General features: G+C 64.0%; 20 protein-coding genes. 15 read left to right on the top strand and 5 right to left on the bottom strand.

Features of this window, described 5'->3' with window-relative positions; all coding sequences use genetic code 11:
- Window positions 1-9 precede the first annotated feature (9 nt).
- Window positions 10-582, bottom strand: coding sequence for a peptide deformylase (def, locus tag J9314_RS12810; RefSeq protein ID WP_210602746.1), 573 nt, complete (start codon window positions 580-582; stop codon window positions 10-12).
- 507 nt (window positions 583-1,089) lie between these two features.
- Between def and cysK the strand changes: the two genes are divergently transcribed.
- From cysK to J9314_RS12755, 11 genes are all read left to right on the top strand, one after another.
- On the top strand, window positions 1,090-2,016 hold the full coding sequence (gene cysK, locus J9314_RS12805) for a cysteine synthase A (protein ID WP_210602745.1): 927 nt from the start codon (window positions 1,090-1,092) through the stop codon (window positions 2,014-2,016).
- Between the two features lie 251 nt (window positions 2,017-2,267).
- Window positions 2,268-2,939 (top strand): serine O-acetyltransferase EpsC, encoded by a 672-nt coding sequence (epsC, locus tag J9314_RS12800; RefSeq protein WP_210602744.1) that lies wholly within the window; start codon window positions 2,268-2,270, stop codon window positions 2,937-2,939.
- Window positions 2,940-3,349: 410 nt separating this feature from the next.
- Complete coding sequence (locus J9314_RS12795; protein ID WP_210602743.1) at window positions 3,350-4,528, top strand: LLM class flavin-dependent oxidoreductase; 1,179 nt, start codon at window positions 3,350-3,352, stop codon at window positions 4,526-4,528.
- Window positions 4,525-5,268 (top strand): CE1759 family FMN reductase, encoded by a 744-nt coding sequence (locus tag J9314_RS12790; protein WP_246490376.1) that lies wholly within the window; start codon window positions 4,525-4,527, stop codon window positions 5,266-5,268. Before J9314_RS12795 ends, J9314_RS12790 begins: the two co-directional genes overlap by 4 nt.
- A 1-nt stretch (window position 5,269) precedes the next feature.
- Window positions 5,270-5,734 carry a MarR family winged helix-turn-helix transcriptional regulator gene (locus J9314_RS12785; protein ID WP_181276052.1) on the top strand — a complete coding sequence of 155 codons (465 nt, stop codon included), beginning with the start codon at window positions 5,270-5,272 and terminating at the stop codon, window positions 5,732-5,734.
- 118 nt (window positions 5,735-5,852) lie between these two features.
- Window positions 5,853-6,797 (top strand): 2-hydroxyacid dehydrogenase, encoded by a 945-nt coding sequence (locus J9314_RS12780; protein ID WP_210602742.1) that lies wholly within the window; start codon window positions 5,853-5,855, stop codon window positions 6,795-6,797.
- A 201-nt stretch (window positions 6,798-6,998) separates the two neighbouring features.
- Window positions 6,999-8,711, top strand: coding sequence for a dihydroxy-acid dehydratase (ilvD, locus tag J9314_RS12775; RefSeq protein WP_210602741.1), 1,713 nt, complete (start codon window positions 6,999-7,001; stop codon window positions 8,709-8,711).
- A 516-nt stretch (window positions 8,712-9,227) separates the two neighbouring features.
- Window positions 9,228-10,211 carry an ABC transporter permease gene (locus J9314_RS12770; protein ID WP_210602740.1) on the top strand — a complete coding sequence of 328 codons (984 nt, stop codon included), beginning with the start codon at window positions 9,228-9,230 and terminating at the stop codon, window positions 10,209-10,211.
- A gap of 1 nt (window position 10,212) precedes the next feature.
- Window positions 10,213-11,130 (top strand): ABC transporter permease, encoded by a 918-nt coding sequence (locus J9314_RS12765; RefSeq protein ID WP_210602739.1) that lies wholly within the window; start codon window positions 10,213-10,215, stop codon window positions 11,128-11,130.
- Complete coding sequence (locus J9314_RS12760; RefSeq protein ID WP_246490375.1) at window positions 11,123-13,228, top strand: ABC transporter ATP-binding protein; 2,106 nt, start codon at window positions 11,123-11,125, stop codon at window positions 13,226-13,228. Before J9314_RS12765 ends, J9314_RS12760 begins: the two co-directional genes overlap by 8 nt.
- A gap of 52 nt (window positions 13,229-13,280) precedes the next feature.
- Window positions 13,281-14,978, top strand: a complete 1,698-nt coding sequence (locus J9314_RS12755) for an ABC transporter family substrate-binding protein (RefSeq protein ID WP_210602737.1) — start codon at window positions 13,281-13,283, stop codon at window positions 14,976-14,978.
- Window positions 14,979-15,073: 95 nt separating this feature from the next.
- On the opposite strand, the gene J9314_RS12750 is transcribed toward J9314_RS12755, so the two are convergent.
- A complete protein-coding gene (locus J9314_RS12750) occupies window positions 15,074-15,664 on the bottom strand; it encodes a YdbT family protein (protein ID WP_210602736.1) in 591 nt (196 codons plus the stop codon).
- Between the two features lie 54 nt (window positions 15,665-15,718).
- On the opposite strand from J9314_RS12750, the gene J9314_RS12745 reads away from it, so the two are divergent.
- Window positions 15,719-16,660: a D-2-hydroxyacid dehydrogenase family protein gene (locus tag J9314_RS12745; protein ID WP_210602735.1), complete on the top strand. Its 942-nt coding sequence runs from the start codon at window positions 15,719-15,721 to the stop codon at window positions 16,658-16,660.
- 217 nt (window positions 16,661-16,877) lie between these two features.
- Here the strand turns inward: J9314_RS12745 and J9314_RS12740 are convergent, their stop codons facing one another.
- Window positions 16,878-17,699 (bottom strand): aldo/keto reductase, encoded by an 822-nt coding sequence (locus J9314_RS12740; protein ID WP_210602734.1) that lies wholly within the window; start codon window positions 17,697-17,699, stop codon window positions 16,878-16,880.
- Between the two features lie 297 nt (window positions 17,700-17,996).
- On the opposite strand from J9314_RS12740, the gene J9314_RS12735 reads away from it, so the two are divergent.
- Complete coding sequence (locus J9314_RS12735) at window positions 17,997-18,962, top strand: hypothetical protein (protein ID WP_210602733.1); 966 nt, start codon at window positions 17,997-17,999, stop codon at window positions 18,960-18,962.
- 13 nt (window positions 18,963-18,975) lie between these two features.
- On the opposite strand, the gene J9314_RS12730 is transcribed toward J9314_RS12735, so the two are convergent.
- Window positions 18,976-19,494 carry an adenine phosphoribosyltransferase gene (locus tag J9314_RS12730; protein WP_210602732.1) on the bottom strand — a complete coding sequence of 173 codons (519 nt, stop codon included), beginning with the start codon at window positions 19,492-19,494 and terminating at the stop codon, window positions 18,976-18,978.
- An 88-nt stretch (window positions 19,495-19,582) separates the two neighbouring features.
- On the opposite strand from J9314_RS12730, the gene J9314_RS12725 reads away from it, so the two are divergent.
- Window positions 19,583-20,212, top strand: coding sequence for a protein-L-isoaspartate O-methyltransferase family protein (locus J9314_RS12725; protein ID WP_210602731.1), 630 nt, complete (start codon window positions 19,583-19,585; stop codon window positions 20,210-20,212).
- A gap of 5 nt (window positions 20,213-20,217) precedes the next feature.
- Here J9314_RS12725 and J9314_RS12720 read toward each other — a convergent pair whose 3' ends face one another.
- Entirely contained in the window at window positions 20,218-20,391 is a 174-nt protein-coding gene (locus J9314_RS12720; protein WP_210602730.1) for a hypothetical protein, read from the bottom strand.
- Window positions 20,392-20,506: 115 nt separating this feature from the next.
- Between J9314_RS12720 and J9314_RS12715 the strand changes: the two genes are divergently transcribed.
- Entirely contained in the window at window positions 20,507-21,517 is a 1,011-nt protein-coding gene (locus J9314_RS12715) for a hypothetical protein (protein WP_210602729.1), read from the top strand.
- Window positions 21,518-21,590: the final 73 nt, after the last annotated feature.

The following is a 21,590-nucleotide window of genomic DNA, read 5'->3' as shown; positions in this document are numbered from 1 at the left end:
AGTCGGGTCTCAGTGCCCGAACGGGTCGAGGTCGACTCCGGGCATCCACGACCGCCCCGGCTCGTTGTAGCCGTTGGCGGACTGTTCCTTCTTCCACTTCTTCGACCACCGCTTGTCGAGCTTGTCGACGTAGAGAGTGCCCAACAGATGGTCGTATTCGTGCTGCATGATGCGTGCGAACCAACCTTGGGCGCTCAGGGTCACCGGCTGGCCTATCTCATCGACGCCGTTGACCGTGACTCGGTCGGCGCGCTTGAGCGGAAAGTCGAGGCTCGGCACCGACAGGCACCCCTCGGTCTCGTCGTCGGGATCCGGGCGGGTGTCGGGAACCTTCGAGGAGATGAGCACGGGATTGACGAAGGTGCCGCGGCGGCGCACACCGAAGTCGTCCTCGGCGTTGAACACGAAGATGGCCTTGCCGACGCCGATCTGCGGTGCGGCCAGCCCGACGCCGTTGGAAGCATCGAGGGTTTCGTGCATGTCCGCGACGAACTCGGCGAGCTCCTCGTCGAACTCGGTGATCTTCTCTGCGCGGCGATGCAGGACGGGCTCGCCGTAGATGACGATGGGGTGAATGGCCATGAGCACAATCGTATCGGCCCGCGCACCGGCGCTCGGCCGCGGGGCACGGGCAGGATGCGGACCCAGCGGGCCAGGCCGACCCGCACTGCCCGCGCTGGGGCGACGCGCCGTATGCGGGGGAGGGCCGCCTCGGCGTCTCAGAATCGCCGGGCCCATTCGTCAACGCGGTTCGGGACTTCGCACCGCACCCCCTCCGCCCGTCGTCGATGCCGACGATGACGAGGTGCGATTGCTCAGCGGTTGGGGCCCTCCATTCGCAGTGAAGGCAGACGTCGTCGCAAGAGTTTCATCCGATTGACACACGGAGTCACGAAGTTTCGCTCCGAGCGAACACATATTGTTGAGCAAGATTTCTGGGAACATGCTCAGGGTCGGCGTGGTTATGATGAGCACAAGCCGTCTCGGACCACGAGATGCAAGCTGTCGCTCCACCCGTTCAGGTGCACGTCTGCCGAACGGCGAGTGGCCGTCGGCGGCGGTGCACACAGAATCGTGAAAGGACTCACTTTGACCATCTTCAACAATGTCTCCGAACTCGTCGGCCGCACGCCGCTGGTCCGCATCAACAAGGCCAGTGATCGGTCGGGCGCCGAGATCGTGGCGAAGCTCGAATCCTCGAACCCCGGCAACTCCGTCAAGGACCGCATCGGCGTGGCGATGATCGACGCCGCCGAGAAGTCCGGTGAGCTCAAGCCCGGCGGAACCATCGTCGAGGCGACGTCGGGCAACACCGGCATTGCGCTGGCCATGGTCGGCACCTCCCGCGGCTACAAGGTCGTCCTCACGATGCCCGAATCGATGTCGAAGGAGCGCCGTGCCCTGCTGCGCGCCTTCGGAGCCGAGCTCGTCCTCACCGACAAGGCTGCGGGCATGAAGGGCGCCGTGGCGAAGGCCGAAGAGGTCGCCGCCGAAGGTGCCGTGCTCGTCCGTCAGTTCGAGAACAAGGCCAATGCTGAGATCCACAAGGCGACTACCGGCCCTGAGATCCTCGCCGACACCGAGAACAAGGTCGATATCTTCGTCTCCGGCATCGGCACCGGCGGCACCATCTCCGGTGCCGGCGCCGCTCTGCGAGAGGCTCTGCCCGAGGTCAAGATCGTCGCCGTCGAACCCTCCGCCTCGCCGCTGCTGACCGAAGGCACCGCCGGACCGCACGCCATCCAGGGTCTCGGTGCGAACTTCGTGCCGGGCATCCTCAACACCGAGATCTACGACGAAGTCGTCGACATCGACAACGAGGCCGCCATCGAACGGGCACGCGAGGTCGCCAAGGAAGAGGGACTGCTCGTCGGAATCTCCTCGGGTGCTGCCCTCGTCGCTGCCGAGCAGGTCGCCTCGCGTCCTGAGAACGCCGGCAAGCGCATCGTCGTCATCCTCCCCGACTTCGGTGAGCGTTACCTGTCGACCCCGCTGTTCTCCGAATACCTCGACTGATTCGAACGGCTTCAGTCACTCGGCCTCGTCGGATGCCTCGAGCTTCCACTCGAGCATCCGTTCGGCTGAGCGCCTGACTTCGAGGGCGTCAAACTTCGGTTTGGCGCCCTCGCCGTTTCGGAATTTTTGCCGGCGCAGCGGACTTGAGTCAGATGACCGGCAGCAAGGACAACGGGAACGCTCAGATCGGTGAGCGGAACGACTTGGCGGCATAATTGAGCGGCACGAGACGAAGGAAGAGAGCGGAGACGATGAAGGCACTGTGGACGGCGGCTGCGGCGGCAGCGGGAGCGGCGATCTACGGATTGACCCGACCCGGAGTGCGCGAGAGCCTGCGTGAGGATCTCGACACCGTGCGGCGGCGCGACCCGGCGGCCACGAGCGACTTCGTCTCCCTCGTCTCCTACCCCGGAATGCATGCGATCTGGGCCCACCGCGGCCTGCACCGCCTCTGGCAGCACGAGGCGGGCAAGGTGCCTGCGCGGCTGATGTCTCAGATGGTGCGCACACTCACCGGCGTCGAGATCCACCCGGGAGCGACGATCGGGCGGCGGTTCTTCATCGACCACGCCAACGGCGTCGTCATCGGGGAGACCTCGGAGATCGGCGACGACGTCATGCTCTATCACCAGGTGACACTCGGCGGCACGTCGATGGAGCAGACGAAGCGCCACCCGACGATCGGCAATCACGTGCTCGTCGGCGCCGGCGCGAAGATCCTCGGGCCCGTCGTCGTCGGCGACAACTCCGCTGTCGGAGCCAACGCCGTCGTCGTCAAGGACGTGGCGGCCGATTCGAGCGCCGTGGGCATCCCTGCAACTGTGCGTTCGAAGAAGGGCGGCGCCTCCGAGGCAGAGGCCGAGGCTGAATCTTCAGCGACACAGCCGGACTTCGTCCTCGAGGACCCTGCCCTCTGGATCTGAGCTCACGCCCGCGTCCGGGTTCGGTGTCAGACTTCTCTTCACCAGACGCGGTCACCCCATCGACCATGGAGAACTGACCGCATGCGGCTCCTGCCTTCGGGCAGGGGCCGTTTTGCGTCCCATGTCTGGGCAATCCATTGCCTGTGCGTCCGGTGTTTGGTCGATCCACCGCGCTGGGGCCCGGGATACCGCAGTGGATCGACCAAAGAATCCGAAGAATGACCCTCCACTCCATGCCCGGGAATACTTTCGCGACCACCTCTGTTAAGCTTTCAACTAGTTACTTCAAAACTGAAGTTTTAGTTCCTCGCGAAGCCCGCTCGGGTGACAGCGGAACCGCCGGATCGATGGCGGTACCCGCTAGGTCGTCAGCGATCGGGCCGCGTCGGCAGCGAACAGAAGGAGCAGTCATGGAATTCGGAATCTTCACCATCGGGGATGTCACCTCCGACCCGACCGACGGCACCACGGTCTCAGAGCACCAACGGATCAAGAACACCGTCGAGATCGCGAAGAAGGTCGAAGAGGTCGGCCTCGACGTCTTCGCGACCGGTCAGCACCACAACCCGCCGTTCGTCGCGCCCGCGAACCCGCCGGTGCTGCTCGCGAACATCGCGGCTCAGACGCAGCGTCTGCAACTGTCCACCGCGACCACGCTCATCACCACCACCGATCCCGTGCGCATCGCCGAGGATTACTCCTATGCCCAGCACCTCTCCGACGGTCGCATCAGCCTGATCATGGGCCGCGGCAACACCGGCCCGGTCTACCCGTGGTTCGGCAAGGACATCCGCGCCGGCGTGCCGCTGGCGGTCGAGAACTACAACCTGCTCTACCGGCTGTGGCGGGAGAAGAACCTCGACTGGGAGGGCAAGTTCCGCACGCCGCTGAACGGGTTCACTGTCACCCCGACCCCGCTCGACGAGGTTCCGCCGTTCGTCTGGCACGGGTCGATTCGCAGCCCCGAGATCGCCGAGCAGGCCGCCTACTACGGCGACGGATTCTTCCACAACAACATCTTCTGGCCGATGTCGCACACCGCGCGGATGGTCCAGCTCTACCGCCAGCGGTATGAGTACTACGGCCACGGCAAGGCCAGCCAGGCGATCGTCGGCCTCGGCGGTCAGGTGTTCATGCGCAAGAACTCGCAGGACGCCGTGCGTGAGTTCCGTCCGTACTTCGACAACGCACCCGTCTACGGTCACGGGCCCAGCCTCGAGGACTTCTCCACGCAGACCCCGCTGACCGTGGGTTCGCCCCAGGAGGTCATCGAACGGACCCTGAGCTTCCGCGACTGGGCTGGGGACTACCAGCGCCAACTCTTCCTCATTGATCACGCCGGGCTGCCGCAGAAGACCGTGCTCGAACAGCTCGACCTCCTCGGCGAAGAGGTCATCCCCGTCCTCCGCGAGGAGTTCGCGAAGGGTCGTCCGGCCGACGTCCCCGACGCCCCGACCCACGAATCGCTCGTCATCCGCCACCGCGAGGGCCGCGATCCGATCCCCGGCGGCGGCGAAGGCTCGCGTGCCTTCGAGGACCGTCAGGCACGCGCCGCCGAAGCGGCGAAGGAAGGAGCCGAACAGTCATGAGCACCACAACCATGACCATCGTGGCCGTGACCACCTCGCTGAGCGAGGACTCGACCACACTCAAACTCACCGACCGGATCCTCGCATCGGCCACCTCGGCGGGGGAGTCCGTGGGTATCGAGGTCAACACGGAAGTCATCAACATCCGCGACCTCGCCACGGCGCTGTCGGACATGACCCTGACAGGGTTCCGCTCGGAAGCACTCGAGGCCGCGTTCGCCGCCGTCGTCGAGGCGGATGCCGTCGTCTCCGTCGCGCCCGTGTACAAGGTCGCCCCGGTCGGGCTGCACACCCTTTTCTGGCAGCTCATCGATGAGAAAGCGTTGGCGCGCACGCCGGTGCTCATCGCCTCGACCGGCGGCACGCCACGGCATTCCCTGGCCGGGGAGGCCGTGCTGCGGCCGATGCTGGCCTATCTCAAAGGCGTCGTCGTGCCGACCACGGTCTTCGCTGCCACCGATGACTGGGGTTCGAGTGAGGGCGGCCGGGCGCTGAGCGCCCGCATCCGCCAGGCCGCCGAGGAGGTCGTGTCCTTGACAGCGACCCTGATCGGGGCCGGCAAAGGTGACCTCGCCGAGGTGGCCGATCCCGAAACCTCCGATGCGCAGTTCGCCTCCGGCGAGGGAGCGGGTCGGGCTCGGGGAGCGGGCCAGGACGGGCGAGACGGTCGCGGCGGTGGAATCGTCGATGAGTTCGATCCCGCGAACGTCACCCCGTTCGCGCAGTTGCTCGAGGGCTGAGATGACCGAGATCAGATTCGGCCGAGACCGGGAGACGCTCGCGCTGAATGCCTGGCGGACCTACTTCGAGACTTCGCAGAAGGTCCGCCAGGCGCTCGAGGTCCAGCTCAAGGACGATGCGGGGCTCACGGTCAGCGACTACAACACGCTGCTCCTGCTCTGGGAGGCCCCGGACCGGACCCTGACGATGAGCGCGTTGGCCAAGAAGCTCGTCTTCTCACCGTCGCGGCTGAATTATCGGATCAAGGTCCTCGAGGATTCGGGTCTGGTGACGAAGACGCCGTGCCCCGAGGACGGTCGGGCCCACAACGTGGCACTGACCGAGGCCGGGGCGCGAGCGTTCCTCTCCGCCGGTGCACAGCACAAGGCATATGTCGACGAGATCTTCTTCGACCATGTCAGCGATGAGGAGCTCGAGGTCCTCGAATCCGTGTTCACGAGGATCGGCGGCGCACTGCCGGAGTGAGGCAGGCGTGCGATCGCGCGGCCCGACCTGGGGGTACGGTTCGACGTTCCGCCTGCGCCCGCATCTCATTGTGACGAGAGTCTCGGCGACACCGGGGACAGCGTGCCACAATGAGGGCATGTCCCTCACCACCATCGCCTTCCCGACCACCGAACTCCGCAATCAGGTGATCGCACGGATCCCGGCCCACCAGCGAGCGAACGTCGACCTCGTCGTGTTCTCCGACGCAGAACGATCGGCCAAGCTCAGCCGCGATGACGTCGACGTCGTGGTCCTGCCCTACCTCGACTCGGGGCCGACCATCGAAATGCTCGACGAGCTGCCGAATCTCCGTCTCGTCGTCACCCAGACCACCGGCTATGATCCCGTCGCCCACCTGCCCGAACGCGGCATCCAGGTCGCGACTGCCTCGGGAGTGCACACGGGAGGCACCGCCGAACTCGCGCTCGCACTCACCCTGGCCAGTCTGCGCGGCATCGACGACGCGGTGCGATCGCAGGTGTCGCGGAACTGGGCGCATCAGCGTTACCGCTCCCTGCAGGACCGACGTGTGATGGTCATCGGTGTCGGTGAGATCGGCGCGGCCATCGCTGATCGCTTCGATCCGTTCGAGGTGCAGCTCACCCGTGTGGCCTCGAGTGCCCGCGAGGACGAGCGCGGACAGGTCCACGGCGTCGACGAACTCCCGACCCTGCTGCCCCACACCGAGGTGGTCGTGCTCATCACCCCGCTCAACGACGGCACGCACCACCTCGTCGATGCCGACTTCCTCAGCCGACTGCCGGACAATGCTCTCATCGTCAACGTCGCCCGCGGCAAGGTCGTCGACACGGATGCGCTCGTGGCGGAGCTGTCGACCGGGCGACTCCACGCAGCGCTTGACGTCACCGACCCCGAACCGCTGCCGGAGAACCATCCGCTGTGGGGGACTCCGAACACGCTCATCACCCCGCATGTCGGCGGGGACACCTCGGCGTTCGAGCCCCGGGTCGTGAAGATCCTCGCCGAACAGGTCCGCCGCATCAACGACGGAGAGCAGCCGGTCAACCTCATCAGCGTGTGAGTGCCCGGGAGCAATGAGCCGGACGGACGGCCGGTGAGCCGGACGGACAGTCGATGAACCGGGAAGAATAGGTTACGTCCATCTGACCTAAGCGGGCCCGGATCACCGCCTCTGACCTCGGTTCTCGCATGGTGCCCAGGAGGGGTTCCATCATGCGAGAGTCGGGCGTGCGGATGCTGAAATCGGGCGTAGCATGCCTGCATGAGCATCGATTCAGACACCGCCACTCCCGACATCAAACCCCGTTCCCGCGACGTCACCGACGGGCTCGAAGCCACTGCCGCCCGCGGCATGCTGCGCGCCGTGGGGATGGGTGATGACGACTGGGTGAAGCCCCAGATCGCGATCGCCACCTCGTGGAACGAGATCACCCCCTGCAACATGTCCCTCCAACGCCTTGGTCAGGCCTCCAAAGAGGGTGTCCATGAGGCCGGCGGCTACCCGCTGGAATTCGGCACCATCTCCGTCTCCGACGGCATCTCGATGGGGCATGAGGGCATGCACTACTCGTTGGTCTCCCGCGAGGTCATCACCGACTCCGTCGAGACCGTGATGAGCGCCGAGCGCCTCGACGGTTCGGTCCTCATGGCCGGCTGCGACAAGTCGATTCCCGGAATGCTCATGGCCTCGGCTCGCCTCGGACTCTCGAGCGTGTTCCTGTACAACGGTTCGATCATGCCCGGAACCGCGAAGATGGAGGACGGCTCGGAGAAGGAAGTCACCCTCATCGATGCCTTCGAGGCCGTCGGCGCCTGCCGTGCCGGCACCATGTCCCAGAAGGACGTCGACGCCATCGAGCGCGCCGTCTGCCCCGGTGAGGGCGCCTGCGGCGGCATGTACACGGCGAACACCATGGCTTCTGCCGCCGAGGCTATGGGCATGTCCCTGCCCGGCTCGGCCGCCCCGCCGGCCATCCACCGCAACCGCACGATGTTCGCTCGCAAGTCCGGCGAGGCCGTGGTCAACCTGCTGCGGCAGGGCATCACGACGAAGGACATCATCACCCGCGAATCGCTGCACAATGCGATCGCCGTGGTCATGGCCTTCGGCGGATCGACCAACGCGGTGCTCCACCTGCTCGCGATCGCCCACGAAGCCGGCGTCGAGCTGCAGCTCGACGACTTCAACCGCATCGGCGACAAAGTCCCGCACCTGGGCAACGTCAAGCCCTTCGGTCAGTACGTGATGAACGACGTCTTCAAGATCGGCGGCGTTCCCGTGATCATGAAGGCTCTCCTCGACGCCGGACTGCTCAACGGCGACTGCCTGACGGTGACCGGCAAGACGGTGGCCGAGAATCTCGAATCGATCAACCCGCCGGACCCCGATGGAAAGATCCTCCGCGCGCTCAACAACCCGATCCACGCCACGGGCGGGCTCACCGTCCTCCAGGGCTCGCTCGCACCCGAGGGTGCCGTGGTGAAGTCGGCCGGCTTCGACGCCGACGTCTTCGAGGGCACCGCCCGGGTCTTCAACCAGGAGCAGCCGGCCATGGACGCCGTGCTGAACGGCGAGCTGAAGAAGGGCGACGTCGTCGTCATCCGCTACGAGGGCCCCAAGGGCGGACCCGGAATGCGTGAGATGCTCGCGATCACCGGCGCCATCAAGGGAGCGGGCATCGGCAAGGACGTCCTGCTGCTCACCGACGGTCGGTTCTCCGGCGGCTCGACGGGCCTGTGCATCGGTCACATCGCCCCCGAGGCTGTCGACGGCGGGCCGATCGCGCTCGTCGAGGACGGGGACAAGATCACCGTCGACATCGCCGCGCGATCGATCGAGCTGCACGTCGACGAGGATGTCCTGGCCGAACGTCGCAAGTCGTGGACGATCCCCGAGAACCACCGCCTCAAGGGCGTGCTGGGCAAGTACGCGAAGCTCGTGCAGTCGGCCTCGAAGGGTGCGGTCTGCTTCTGATCACTCACCGTTCCACGCCCGTGTGAGGTTCCGAAAGCGGGGCTGAGCGAGCAGAGCAGAACCATCGCCGAGGCGGTGCAGACGAATGGTCTGCACCGCCTCGGCGATTGTGTGCCCGCGTGGTCGTGAGTTCGTGGTCAGGTGATCTTTCGACGGGCGCGGATCCTTCTGAGAGACCGTCGAACGGCACTGCAGTTACCGGAAAGTTACATCGGCGTGTCGCCCGAGATCATGCGGATTTCTCCTTGCCGGCAACGTAAATACTGCAAGGGAAGTTTGTGTGACGGGTCACAGCGGGATACAGTGCAACTTACGTTCAGTCATTTATGAAGAACCATTGAGGGTTCGTGCATAAAGATTGATCTGGGCACCGCATATTCCAAAGGAACCTTGATTGCTGATGATTCACACCGTCTTCCCGATCCGCAAAGAGATCTATACTCAGTTCCCCGGTCCCATGCACCATTCCGCTGCCCACGGTGAGGTTCGGTCGAGCTCCGCGTCGTAATCGACACGATGGGCAAATACGTTCTTCGGCGGTTCGTCAACTACTTCATCCTGGCGTTCATCGCCACGGTCACCGCCTACATCGTCTCCAGCTCGTTCATGGATCCGGCCTCCCGTTATCGCGGGCAGAATCCGCCCTTGTCCGAGGCCTCGATCCAGTCCATTCTCAATGGTCACGGCACGAATCCCGATGTGCCCATCCTCGAGAGGACGTGGGACTGGCTGACCAAGATCTTCCTCCACGGCGACTTCGGCACGACGATTCACAATTCGCCGGTGCTCCAGGAGATCCTCGTCCGTGCCGGGGTCAGCCTCAAGCTGCTGCTCATCGGATCGATCCTCGGTGCACTCCTCGGCGTAGTCCTCGGTGTCTGGGGTGCGGTCAAACAATACAAGGCCTCCGACCAGACCGTGACCTATGCGTCGTATCTCATCATCGCCACCCCGACATTCGTCATCGGCGTGATCCTCATGATCCTGGCCACCGGTTTCAACAATATGGTCGGCACCACCCTCATCAGATTCTCCGGTGATTATTCGGCGAATATCGATCCTGGCTTCGTCCCGTGGTTCACTGACCAGTTATCGCACATGTTGCTTCCCACTCTGGCGCTCGTACTCATGGGGGCAGCGACATACTCCCGCTATCAGCGCTCGGTCATGCTTGACGTGCTCGCTTCGGACTTCATCCGCACCGCCAGATCCAAGGGCCGAACGCGCAAGACCGCGCTGATCAAACACGGTGTGCGCGTTGCGCTGATCCCGATGTCGACGTACTTCGCCTATGCGTTCGGCACTCTCGTCGCGGGCTCATCGATGCTCGAGGTGGTCTTCTCCTGGAACGGCATGGGCCAGTTCACCATCAACTCGATCCTGCAATCCGACATCAATGGAGCAACAGGCTCCGTCCTCTTCGTCGCAGTGCTCACACTCCTGGCTTCGACCCTGTCCGAAGTCCTCTATGCCGCACTCGACCCGAGAGTGAGGATCTGACATGGCCACAGACATCCCGATCTCCACCGAACCCGACACCGAGGAGGTGTCGAAGCGGTCGAAGCCGACATCCCGAACGATCCTCATCTGGCGTCGCCTGCGATCAACACCCCGCTTCTGGGTCGGAGGCATTCTGCTCGCCTTCTTCGTGCTCTTCGCGCTGTTCGGCAATACCATCAACATCTACTCTCCGACCGACCAGGACGTCTTCGCCCTCAACGAGGGCCCGAGCGCTCAGCACTGGTTCGGGACGAACACCATCGGCCAGGACATCTACGCCCAGACCGTGGTCGGTCTGCAGAAGTCGCTGCTCATCGGCATCATCGCCGGTCCCTGTGCGAGTATTCTCGCGGCGATCATCGGATCCGCGGCCGGCTACTTCGGCGGTCGCGTCGAGGCAGTCATCGTGTGGTTCATCAACCTCCTGCTGGTGCTGCCCTCGTTCTTCATCCTCGTGCTCATGGCACCGCTGCTGCGGCAGCTGTCTTGGATGGCCATCGTCGTCTTCCTCGTGCTCTTCGGATGGATGATCATGGCCCAGGTCGTGCGCAATCAGACCAAGGCGATCAAGGATCGCGACTTCGTTCGTGCCGCTCGCTACATGGGAGTCTCGACCCCGAAGATCCTCAGCCGTCATATCATTCCCAATGTCGCGTCGATCCTCATCGTCGATGCCACCCTGGGCGTGGTCTCGGCGATCATCGCCGAAACGTCTCTGAGCTACTTCAACCTGGGCATCCAGAAGCCGGACGTCTCGATCGGCACACTGCTGGCCGAGGGATCCGGGGCAGCTGCGACGCGGCCGTGGCTGTTCGTCTTTCCCGCCGGTGTCCTCGTGCTCATGCTCTTCGCCATCAGTCTGATGGCCGATGCGCTGCGTGATGCGATCGATCCGACCTCAGGAGTCAACCGTGACTGAAACTCTCGATATCGACCTGCAGCCGGTGAGGGCGGAAGCTCCGATCCTCGAGGTCAAGGACCTGACAGTGACCTTCCCCAACCCCAAGGGCGATGTCCAGGCCGTGCGTGGGGTCAACTACGAGGTCAAGCCCGGAGAGTTCCTCGGCATCGTCGGCGAATCCGGTTCCGGCAAGTCGGTGTCCTCGATGGCTGTGATGGGTCTGCTCCCGTCGACGGCCGAGATCACCGGTTCGATCCGCTACCGCGGTCAATCGCTGTTGGACATGAACGACCATCAGATGTCCAAGCTGCGCGGTCGTGAGATCGCGATGGTCTTCCAGGACCCGCTGTCGGCTCTGACCCCGGTCTACACGATCGGCGAGCAGATCTCCGAAGGACTGCTCATCCACGACCCGAGTCTGTCGAAGGAGGCCGCGAACGATCGAGCGATCGAGCTGCTGAGGATCGTCGGCATCCCCGGTGCCGAAAGGCGGGTGAAGTCCTATCCGCACGAGTTCTCAGGCGGTATGCGCCAACGGGCGATGATCGCCATCGCGATCGCCAACGACCCGGATCTCATCATCGCCGATGAACCGACCACGGCACTGGATGTGACCATTCAGGCGCAGATCCTCGAGGTGCTCCAGAAGGCCCGTGAGATCACCGGCGCCGCGATCGTGCTCATCACTCACGACCTCGGCGTCGTCGCCGGAAATGCCGATCGGATCGCGGTCATGTACGCGGGTCGGCTCGTCGAGACCGGGGGAGTGAATCAGGTCTTCGGCAACCCGCAGATGCCGTACACGACCGGGCTCCTGCGCTCTGTGCCCAACCTCGCGACCGCCGGCACCCAACGGCTCGTCCCGCTTGAGGGCAAGCCGCCGTCACTGTCGAATCTGGCGCCGGGGTGCCCCTTCGCCCCACGCTGCCCGATCGCCCTCGACGTCTGCGGTGAGGTCGAACCCGAACTCGTCACACACGGCGTCGAAGGAGTCACTGCGGCCTGTCATCGCGCAGACGAGATCGCTCGCGGGGACCTTTTGGCCAAGGACATCTATCCACGGCCGGAGCCGGTGGCGAAGCGCGTGAAGGACGATCAGGCACCGAACATCCTCGAGGTCACCGGTCTGCAGAAGCACTTCCCACTTCTCAAAGGAGCGGTATTCAAGCGACAGATCGGCACTGTCAAAGCCGTCGACGGCATCGATCTCGAGATCAGAGCGGGTCAGACCCTCGGCCTCGTCGGCGAATCCGGGTGCGGCAAGTCGACGACCATCGGCGAAGTGCTCGAGATGGTGGCTCCGCAGGAGGGCAGACTCGTCATCAACGGAGTCGACGTTGCGGATCTGAGCAAACGCGAGCGCCTGGCCATGCGCAAAGACGTCCAAGTGGTGTTCCAGGATCCGATGGCCGCGATCGACCCCCGACTGCCGGTGGGAGAAGTCATCGCCGAGCCGCTGACCGTGCACAAGGTTCCGGCACAGGAACGCAGTGACAAGGTCGCCGAGATGCTCGAACTCGTCGGGCTCGATGCGTCGATGGCAGAACGCTATCCGCACGAGTTCTCGGGCGGTCAGCGTCAGCGCATCGGCATCGCGCGAGCCCTGGTGACCAACCCGAAGCTGCTCGTTCTCGACGAGCCGGTCTCCGCGCTCGACGTCTCCGTGCAGGCCGGCGTCATCAACCTGCTCGAGGACCTGCGGGACAGCTTGGGACTGTCCTATCTCTTCGTTGCCCACGACCTCGCGGTCGTTCGGCAGATCTCGGACTACGTGGCAGTGATGTACCTCGGACGGATCGTCGAATACGGCGAGTCCGACGCGCTCTATCGCCAGCCGCGACATCCCTATACCAGGGCTCTGATGTCGGCGATTCCGGTGCCGGATCCGGTCGTCGAACGTTCGCGGGAAAGGGTCCTGCTCTCCGGCGACCTGCCCAGCCCGACTGACGAGATCTCCGGCTGCAATTTCCGGACTCGGTGTCCGCTGTTCACCCTGCTGCCCGACAGCGAGAGACAGGAGTGTCTGACCGAGGACCCCCGACCACGCCCGGTGGACGGCGATCTGGTCGCCTGCCATTACGCGGAATGGACCTCGGATTTCGACTCCGCGACCTGAGCTCTCCCCACACAACCACTTCGAGTAACACCACACAGGAAATGAGGAACTCATGAGAATGAGGAAGAAGGCGACAATGGTCGTCGCCGCGACCGCTGCACTGGGCCTGGCACTGTCCGGCTGTCAGCAGGCGAACAAGGACTCCGGCGGAGTCGACAGCGACAAGGCCGACAAGGAGATCTCCGGCCTGCCCAGTTCTGACTACCAGAAGGCCGGATACGACGAGGTCAAGGATGGCGGCACTCTGACCTATCCGATGACCGAGATCCCCGCAAGCCTCAACTACTACCACGCCGACGGGGCACACGTGGACAATAACAATCTCTACGGAACCTCGCTGGGCGGACCGATCAAGATCAAGGACGACGGCACCTGGGAAGTCGACAAGAACTACGCCGAGAGCGTCGAGATCGCCAGTAAGGACCCGCTGGTCATCGACGTCAAGCTCAACAAGGACGCCGTCTGGGAAGACGGCACGCCGATCGACGTCGACGACTACAAAGCGTTCTGGAAAACGCAGAACGGTGAGAACAAAGAGTTCGAGGTCGCGTCGACCAAGGGCTATGAGGACATCGAGAAGATCGAGTCCGGCAAGGACAAGCACGACGTCAAGGTCACTTTCAAGACCCCGAATATCGACTGGCCGAACTACATCGGCGCCTATCTTCCTGATGAGATCGCTGAGGACGTCGACGCGTTCAACAAGGACTACACGAAGAAGGTCCTGCCCTCGAACGGTCCGTACAAGGCCGACAAAGTCGACAATAAGTCGGGCGTCATCACGATGGTCAAGAACGACAAATGGTGGGGTCAGGAGCCCAAGCTCGACAAGGTGATCTTCAAGGTCGTCTCGCAGGCGCAGCAGGCCCAGGCCTATGCGAACAAAGAAATCGACCTCGTTGATGTGGGAACCGACGGTGACTCCTACAAGACCGCCGGCAAACGCGAAGACGGTGAGATCTATAAGTCGCAGGGCATGCAGTGGACTCATGTGACGATGAACGCAGAGAAGGGCGCGCTCAAGGAGCAGGAGGTCCGGGATGCCATCGGCCACGCGATCAACCGTGAAGCCATTGCGCAGGCCGCCATCGGACCGGTCGAAGCGCCCGTGACCCTGGTCAACAACGTCACCTTCATGCCCGGGCAGGAAGGCTACCAGGACAACACCGACGGCAGCCTCGACTTCGACCAGGATGCTGCGAAGAAGATCCTCGACGACGCCGGCTGGAAGGAAGGCGACGGGGGAGTGCGTGAGAAGGACGGTGAGAAGCTCGAATTCAAGATCGTCGTTCCCGCAGACACCGCGTCGAACGCGCAGCGTGCCGAACAGATCATGAAGGACCTCAACGAGATCGGCTTCAAGATCGAGATCGAGACCGTGCCTGTGGCCGCGTACTTCGCCGATCACGTGCTCAACGGCAACTTCGACATGGCGACCTTCACCTGGGAGGGAACGGCCTTCCCGATCTCCTCAGGTTCGAACCTGTTCTACCCCGCGGACTCGGAGCAGAACCACTCGAAGATCTCCAGTGACGCGATCGGTGAGAAGTTCAAGGCCGCGACGAAGACCCTCGATCTGGCAGAAGCGAAGAAGCTGGCCAACGAAGGCGATGCCGAGGTGCTCAAGCTCAAGCCGCTCATTCCGTTCTACCCGACTCCCTACGTGTGGGGCGTGCGGAACGACGTCGTCAACCTCGGTCCGCGTCAGCTCGAGTCACCGGATTGGACGACGATCGGCTTCAAGAAGTGAGTCACTGATCGTCTGACGCCACCGAAGACCGCCGGCCCCGTGGGATCACGTTCCCCACGGGGCCGGTCTGTGTTCGCCGGGAAGAGTCCGTCCGCTCAGAGGAAGCCGACAATGACCAGCAGCACGAGGACGACGGTGACCCCGATGACACCGAGATTCCAGCGGAGGTCGACGTCATCGCTCGATCCTGCGCCGTGCGCAGTTGTGTCCTTCTGCGACGTCGATCGGCCGTCGGCCAGAGCTTGTTCCCAACGGCGGTGGAGTTCGAACGACGGGTGGTTCGGCAGTGACTCCGGCAGGGTTCCTCCGGTCAGACCCGAATCGATCTTCCGGCGGGGCATGCCCGGAGCGTTCCACGGACGGATCGTACTCGTTCGGCCATTCGCCGAGGCGGTCTCGATCGTGACGGTGGCACTCAGCCGGATATCCCGGATGCGAACGTAGGGCAGTGTCGTCGTGCGCAGGACCTCACGGACTTCGACCCGCTCCTGCCCGACGATGAGCCCTGGTCGCCACAGCACCACGAAGGCGAGCCAGCCGATGAGGAGCAGAGCAGGACCGAACCTGCCGACGGTGTCCCAGGCGCCGCGGACGAGAGCATCGCCGAGGAGGTAGGCGAGGAAAGCCCAGACGATGATGGTGATGACGGGGCCGCTGCGTTGTCTCAGGACGATGGGTGCACTCACCTGCTCAGCCTATCGGCTCTACGATGGAGGCCACACGGATCCAGGAGGAACAGCATGCGCATCGTCGTACTCGATGACTATCAGCAGGTGGCCGCCGACTTCGCGGACTGGAGCGTCCTCGATGCCGAGGTCGAGTTCGTGTCCCGTCCCATTGTCGACGACGAAGACCTGGTCGCGACGCTCGCCGGCGCCGAGGTGGTCGTGGCCATGCGCGAGAGAACGCCGTTCACCGCTGGTCGACTCTCCCGACTGCCGGACCTGCGACTGCTCGTGACCACAGGGCGGGTCAACGCCTCGATCGATCTGGAGGCGGCCCGAGGCCAGGGGATCATCGTCTGCGGGACCGAATCGACCACCTCGGCGACTCCGGAGCTGACCTGGGGACTCATCCTCTCTGTCCTGCGCAGCATCCCGGCCGAGGACGCCTCGGTGCGCAATGGTGGATGGCAGACCACGGTCGGGGGAGACCTCGACGGACACCGCCTCGGCGTGGTCGGTCTGGGGCGCCTCGGTGCAAAGGTGGCGAGCGTGGGTGCGGCCTTCGGAATGGACGTCGTGGCCTGGAGTCAGAACCTCGACGCGGATCGGGCCGAAGGCCTCGGCGTGCGAGCGGTGAGCAAGGAGGAGCTGTTCTCCACCGCCGATGTGGTCACCATCCACTACAAACTCAGCGAGCGCAGCCAGGGCCTGGTCTCGGCAAACGAGCTCGAGCTCATGAAGCCTCGCAGCATCCTCGTCAACTCCTCCCGAGCGGGCCTCGTCGACACCGAAGCACTCATCGAAGCCCTCGAGGCGGGACGGATCCGGGGCGTCGGACTCGACGTCCACGACCTCGAACCGCTGCCGTCCGACCACCGTCTGCGCAGCACCCCGCGGACCGTGCTCACTCCGCATCTGGGCTATGTCACCGAGGACACGTATCGGATCTTCTTCACCCAGGCGGTCGAAGACATCGCTGCGTGGACGGCGGGGGAGCCGATCCGCGTACTCACCTGAACGGCGAGGCCACGCACCAGAACCGTCAGCCTCGTCAGGCGCCGCTGCTGCACCCACCAGGCAACGACGAAGCCGCCGGAGAGTCGGAACTCTCCGGCGGCTTCGTGACTGTCGATCACCAGAACTGAACTCGCCTCGGCGGGCTCAGCTTATGCGCTCAGCGCACGCGACCAGCGCTCAGCGCACGCGACCAGCGCTCAGCCCATGTCACCAGTGCTCAGTTCACTTCGGCGGGATCGGCCGAGACGCGGCCGCCGTTCTCCAGCGCATCGATGGAGGCCACCTCGGCGTCGGTGAGTTCGAAGTCGAAGACATCGAAGTTCTGGGCCATGCGGTCACGGTTGTTCGACTTCGGGAAGACGATGTGACCCTTCTGCAGGTGCCAGCGGATGATGGCCTGTGCCCAGGACTTCTCGTGTGCGGAGGAGATCTCGCCGATGACGGTGGAGGCGTAGTCGACCTTGCCCTGTCCGAGCGGGCCCCAGGCCTCGATCTTGATGTCGTGCTCGGCCAGCAGCGGACGGGTGTCGACCTGCTGGAACTGCGGGTGGACCTCGATCTGGTCGACGGCCGGGATGATGCCGGTGTCGAGGATCTCGGGCAGGAAGCGGTAGTCGAAGTTCGACACACCGATGGACGTGGTCAGGCCCTGATCGCGGTAGCCGGGGAAGGCCTCCCAGGTCTCCACGGAGTTCTTGTTCTCCGGGGTCGGCCAGTGGATGAGGTAGAGGTCGACGTGGTCGAGGCCGAGCTTCTCGAGGCTCTCGCCCAGGGCCCGCTTCGATTCCTCGGCGCCGTGGCGGTCGTTCCAGAGCTTCGTGGTCACGAACAGTTCGTCCCGGGCGATGCCGGACTTCGCGATCGCGCGGCCCACACCTTCCTCGTTGCCGTAGACGGCGGCGGTGTCGATGTGGCGGTAGCCGACCTCGAGGGCATCGGTGACGATGCGTTCGGTCTCATCGGGATCGACCTTGAACACGCCGAAGCCCAGCTGAGGGATGGTCTTGCCGTCGTTGAGGGTGAGTGTGGGAACGGTCATGGTGCCGCCTTTCATCACTGTGGTTGGAATGGTCCGCGGGGGCGTCCGCTGGGACCTCGTCAACGTCCGGTGGGACGTCGTCGCGGTGCCGGGCACCCGCGGTCGGTGCCCCTGCGACTCTACAACGACGAACCCGGCCGCGAGCATTCCCGAGACCGATTCCGCCGTGAGCGATCATCGGAGACAGTCAAGGGAAAATCCATCACCGAGGCGGCCCGCCGTTGAGCGGGTAATCCTGTGCCGAGGCTGGAACAGGTTCGACCACCGAGACCGCGAGACTTTCGATAGGTTCGAAGCATGATGAGCAGACAGCCCCGGTTCGCCGGGTGGGCCAGGGTCGGAGCGGTGATGATCGCTGCGGTTGCGCTGACCCTCGGCATCTCCGGCTGCACGAGTCCTGACCTCAGCAGCAGGGCTGACGACATCGGCGGAGTGCTGTCCGCGTCGCCAGGCGTCGAGGAGGTCGAGACCTCGTATCAGAACGGGTTCGATTCCGGCAGGTCGATCACCTACAGGGTGACGATGGACGCCGGGGCGAACACTGCCCAGGCCACCGAGGTGGCCGCCGCACTCGACCTGGAGACGGGCGACGAATTCGACCGCTACACCCAGAACCTGAGCCTCAACATGGCGGGCCGCATCATCAAGGTCAGCGATACCACGAACGGCGACATCATGGCGGCGAAGGTGCCGCGGCTTCTTGAGATGTCGACAGCCTTGTCCGTCGACGAGGTGAACTGGAGCGAACAGTCGGACGACGTGGATTTCGACGACTCCTTGGAGGTCCGTGACTCAGGGACGGACGCGTTTCAGACTCTCTCCGCGGCGAGGGCACAGTTCGGATCCGAAGAATTCCAGCTGAGGACGAGGGAGACCTCCGGCGTCGACTGGTATGTGGCGTTCCCTTTCTCGGAACAGGGACAGGAGCGCTTGGAATCGGTGTTCGATCCTCTGCGCACGTCGTTGAATCGACTCAACATCGATGGCGACCAGGTGTCGTCGTTTGTCGCGGTGGTCCCGGCCGGCCCCGATGAGGTCATTCGTCTGAGGGGAATCATCGACCGCATAGCGTCCACGACGACCAACTCATGGAACTTCTCCTGGGCGGAGGGGGCCGACCCGACCGGTCAGTTCGACTCCGCGTCCGGCGGAATCGTCAACGTCGGCGGGTGCGAGTACGACGAGGACTCCGAGGGGCAGCTGACCCAGTCGGCTCAAACCATTCAGGATCAGCTGCGCGACACCTACGACACGTGCCGCTAAGGGGGAAGCCGCCTCAGTCCGCGAACACCGCGTGGACGTCGCCGGTGAGCTTCCGACCGCCGAGCTCGGTGAGCTCGAGAACCACAGCCGATCCGACCACCTCGGCGCCGAGGTCGCCCACCAGCGACTGTGCGGCGGTGAGCGTTCCGCCGGTGGCGAGGATGTCATCGACGAGGAGGACGCGCTCGCCCTCCTCCAGGACATCGGGTCCTTCGATCGTCGCGGTGCCGTACTCGAGGGAGTAGGAGACCGCGGCCGCGGGCTTCGGCAGCTTGCCCGCCTTGCGGATGGGAAGGATGCCCACTCCGGTCATCGCCGCGATGGTGCCGGCGAAGAGGAAGCCGCGGGCCTCGAGCCCGCCGACGATGTCGAACTGTCCGTCGAAGGGTTCGATGAGTGCCTCGGTGACGGCTCGCATCGCCGGGCCGTCGGCCAGCAGCGGGGAGATGTCGCGGAAGATCACTCCCGGTTCGGGGTAGTCGGGAATCGAGGTGATGAGGCTCTGCGCGCGGGCAAGATCGGATTGAGTCACGGAACAACGATACGCGACCGTCTTCCCGCGCTCATCGGCGAGGAGTATGGTCGAAGCATCACATACCGGACTCGACGAGGAGGCCGAGATGAACCGCACAGTGAAGGCGGTCGCTGTCGATCGGGCATTCGAATGTGTCCGGCGGGAGCATTTCCTGCCGCAGGATCAGCGGGCGTGGGCGATTGCGGATGTGCCGCTCGACATCGGCTGGGGCCAGACGAATTCCCAACCGAGCACGGTCGCTGACATGCTCGACCTCCTCGCGCCGGAGTGCGGCGACTCGGTCCTCGACGTCGGTGCAGGGTCGGGGTGGACCGCGGCGCTGCTCGCCGTCATCGTCGGGCCCGAAGGGCGGATCATCGGAGTTGAGCGTCATGCGGAGCTGATCGCGCGGGCGCGGGGAGCCGTCGAGGATTCCTTCGCCGAGGCGGGTCTCGGGCCAGGAACGGACGCTCAGTCTCCTGCGCCGGTCGAGTTCGTTCAGGCGCGTCCGGGTGTCCTCGGGGCGCCGGAGCGCGGGCCCTTCGACCGGATCCTCGTCTCAGCGGGGACCGATCATCTGCCGGATAATCTTGTCGACCAGCTGGCCGTCGGGGGAGTGATGGTCATTCCTGTCGGCGAGGAGATGCTGCGCGTCGAGCGGCGGGGAGAGGACATCGGCAGCGCCGAGGTCACCCGTCACGGCCGTTACCGCTTCGTTCCGCTCGTGGTGGAGTAGGGGTGTCAGCCGGCCTGCTCGCAGAGCTTCTTCTTGAGCTTCCGGCGTCGGCCGATCCAGCTGCAGCAGCTGCCGACGATGAGACCGCCGAAGATCCAGATGAGCGTGTCGGAGGTGTCGATCCTCGACTGATTTCGTTCCAGCTCGGTGAAACGGCAACAGCTCGGTGCAGGGGCCAAGCTGCTGCAGTTTGACCAAGCTGCTGAGGCGCGGCGAGTTTTGCCCTGACAGAGCCCGCCAATCTTCTTAACGCATTATATTGACGTTTGATGGCATTTGATACATACTAATATAATGTATCAGGTTTTCGTGACGACTGAGCTTCGGCGCCTTGGGCTCTCAGACCGCGAGATTCGCGCAGCTGTTGGTTGCTGTCTGGAACGCATCGCCCGCGGCCGGTTCGCCGTGAAAGGTATATGTGCGGATCCTGGTCATGCGAAGATCTGGACTCCATTGGCCGACGGAGATGCCGATGAGCTCGCCTGGCTGGGGGACAAGCGGGATGCCATCGAGCGCGTGAAGATATTGATCCGGACGCGGGCCGATCTCGTCAACCGGCGGGCGGAAGAGAATTCGGAAGCAAAGGGCGAAGTCTTCTCGCATCTCTCCGCCGCTCTGTTGTGGCAGCTGGAGGTGGTCGAGATTCCGCACTCGCGAGCAGAGGTCATCCGTTCCCACACCAGCGGCCGGTTCACTCACCTGATTGTTCGTCGAAGAGAGCTCTGCGATGAACATGTCGAGCTGCTCGGGGACACGACTGTCACCTCGAAGGCCCGCACTCTCATCGACACTGCTCGTGACTACGCTCTCGACGTCAGTCTTCCCATGCTCGATGATGCTCTGCGAAGGCAACTGGTGACGAAAGATCAGTTGAGGAAGGCTGTCGACACCTGTCATGAGAATCGATGTTGCCGGAGAGTCGAGACGGCACTCGGGTTAGCCGACGGTCGTCGAGAATCACCGGGGGAATCCATAGTTGCGGTCCGCCTGTATGAAGTCGGCTTGAATGGCTTCGAACCCCAAGTTGAGATCTTCGATGAAAACGGCTTCTTCGTGGCGAGGACTGACTTCACTCACCGTGACTCGAAGACGATCATCGAGTTCGACGGTCGAGCCAAGTACACGCTCGATGGTCGTGACCATCGGCGAGAGTTCGACCGTGAACGAGAACGCGAGCGGCGCCTGCGGGCATTGGGCTATCACGTCATCCGAGTGTTCTGGAAGGATCTGTGGCGGCGGCAGACGTTCACTGACATCGAGCGGATCGTAAGGAGCCGAACGCAGCGGCGCGCAACAGGTAGCTGAGTGCGGTTCGTACTTCCAGCTCGGTGAAACTGCAGCAGCTCGGCGCAGGGACCAAGCTGCTGCAGTTTGACCA

It is taken from the genome of Brevibacterium oceani (genome assembly GCF_017948325.1).
Classification (GTDB): Bacteria; Actinomycetota; Actinomycetes; order Actinomycetales; family Brevibacteriaceae; genus Brevibacterium; species Brevibacterium oceani.
Note: the sequence above shows the minus strand (reverse complement) of the source record. Positions and strands in the feature narration are given on the sequence as shown.

Bases quoted from the DNA above. Each gene is read 5' to 3' on its own strand.
- J9314_RS12740 (WP_210602734.1), bottom strand. From the start codon at position 17,699: ATGACCGTTCCCACACTCACCCTCAACGACGGCAAGACCATCCCTCAG.
- J9314_RS12795 (WP_210602743.1), top strand. From the start codon at position 3,350: ATGGAATTCGGAATCTTCACCATCGGGGATGTCACCTCCGACCCGACC.
- J9314_RS12745 (WP_210602735.1), top strand. From the start codon at position 15,719: ATGCGCATCGTCGTACTCGATGACTATCAGCAGGTGGCCGCCGACTTC.
- epsC (WP_210602744.1), top strand. From the start codon at position 2,268: ATGAAGGCACTGTGGACGGCGGCTGCGGCGGCAGCGGGAGCGGCGATC.
- J9314_RS12785 (WP_181276052.1), top strand. From the start codon at position 5,270: ATGACCGAGATCAGATTCGGCCGAGACCGGGAGACGCTCGCGCTGAAT.
- J9314_RS12780 (WP_210602742.1), top strand. From the start codon at position 5,853: ATGTCCCTCACCACCATCGCCTTCCCGACCACCGAACTCCGCAATCAG.
- J9314_RS12770 (WP_210602740.1), top strand. From the start codon at position 9,228: ATGGGCAAATACGTTCTTCGGCGGTTCGTCAACTACTTCATCCTGGCG.
- J9314_RS12735 (WP_210602733.1), top strand. From the start codon at position 17,997: ATGATGAGCAGACAGCCCCGGTTCGCCGGGTGGGCCAGGGTCGGAGCG.
- J9314_RS12715 (WP_210602729.1), top strand. From the start codon at position 20,507: ATGTATCAGGTTTTCGTGACGACTGAGCTTCGGCGCCTTGGGCTCTCA.
- J9314_RS12725 (WP_210602731.1), top strand. From the start codon at position 19,583: ATGAACCGCACAGTGAAGGCGGTCGCTGTCGATCGGGCATTCGAATGT.
- def (WP_210602746.1), bottom strand. From the start codon at position 582: ATGGCCATTCACCCCATCGTCATCTACGGCGAGCCCGTCCTGCATCGC.
- J9314_RS12755 (WP_210602737.1), top strand. From the start codon at position 13,281: ATGAGAATGAGGAAGAAGGCGACAATGGTCGTCGCCGCGACCGCTGCA.
- J9314_RS12790 (WP_246490376.1), top strand. From the start codon at position 4,525: ATGAGCACCACAACCATGACCATCGTGGCCGTGACCACCTCGCTGAGC.
- ilvD (WP_210602741.1), top strand. From the start codon at position 6,999: ATGAGCATCGATTCAGACACCGCCACTCCCGACATCAAACCCCGTTCC.
- J9314_RS12765 (WP_210602739.1), top strand. From the start codon at position 10,213: ATGGCCACAGACATCCCGATCTCCACCGAACCCGACACCGAGGAGGTG.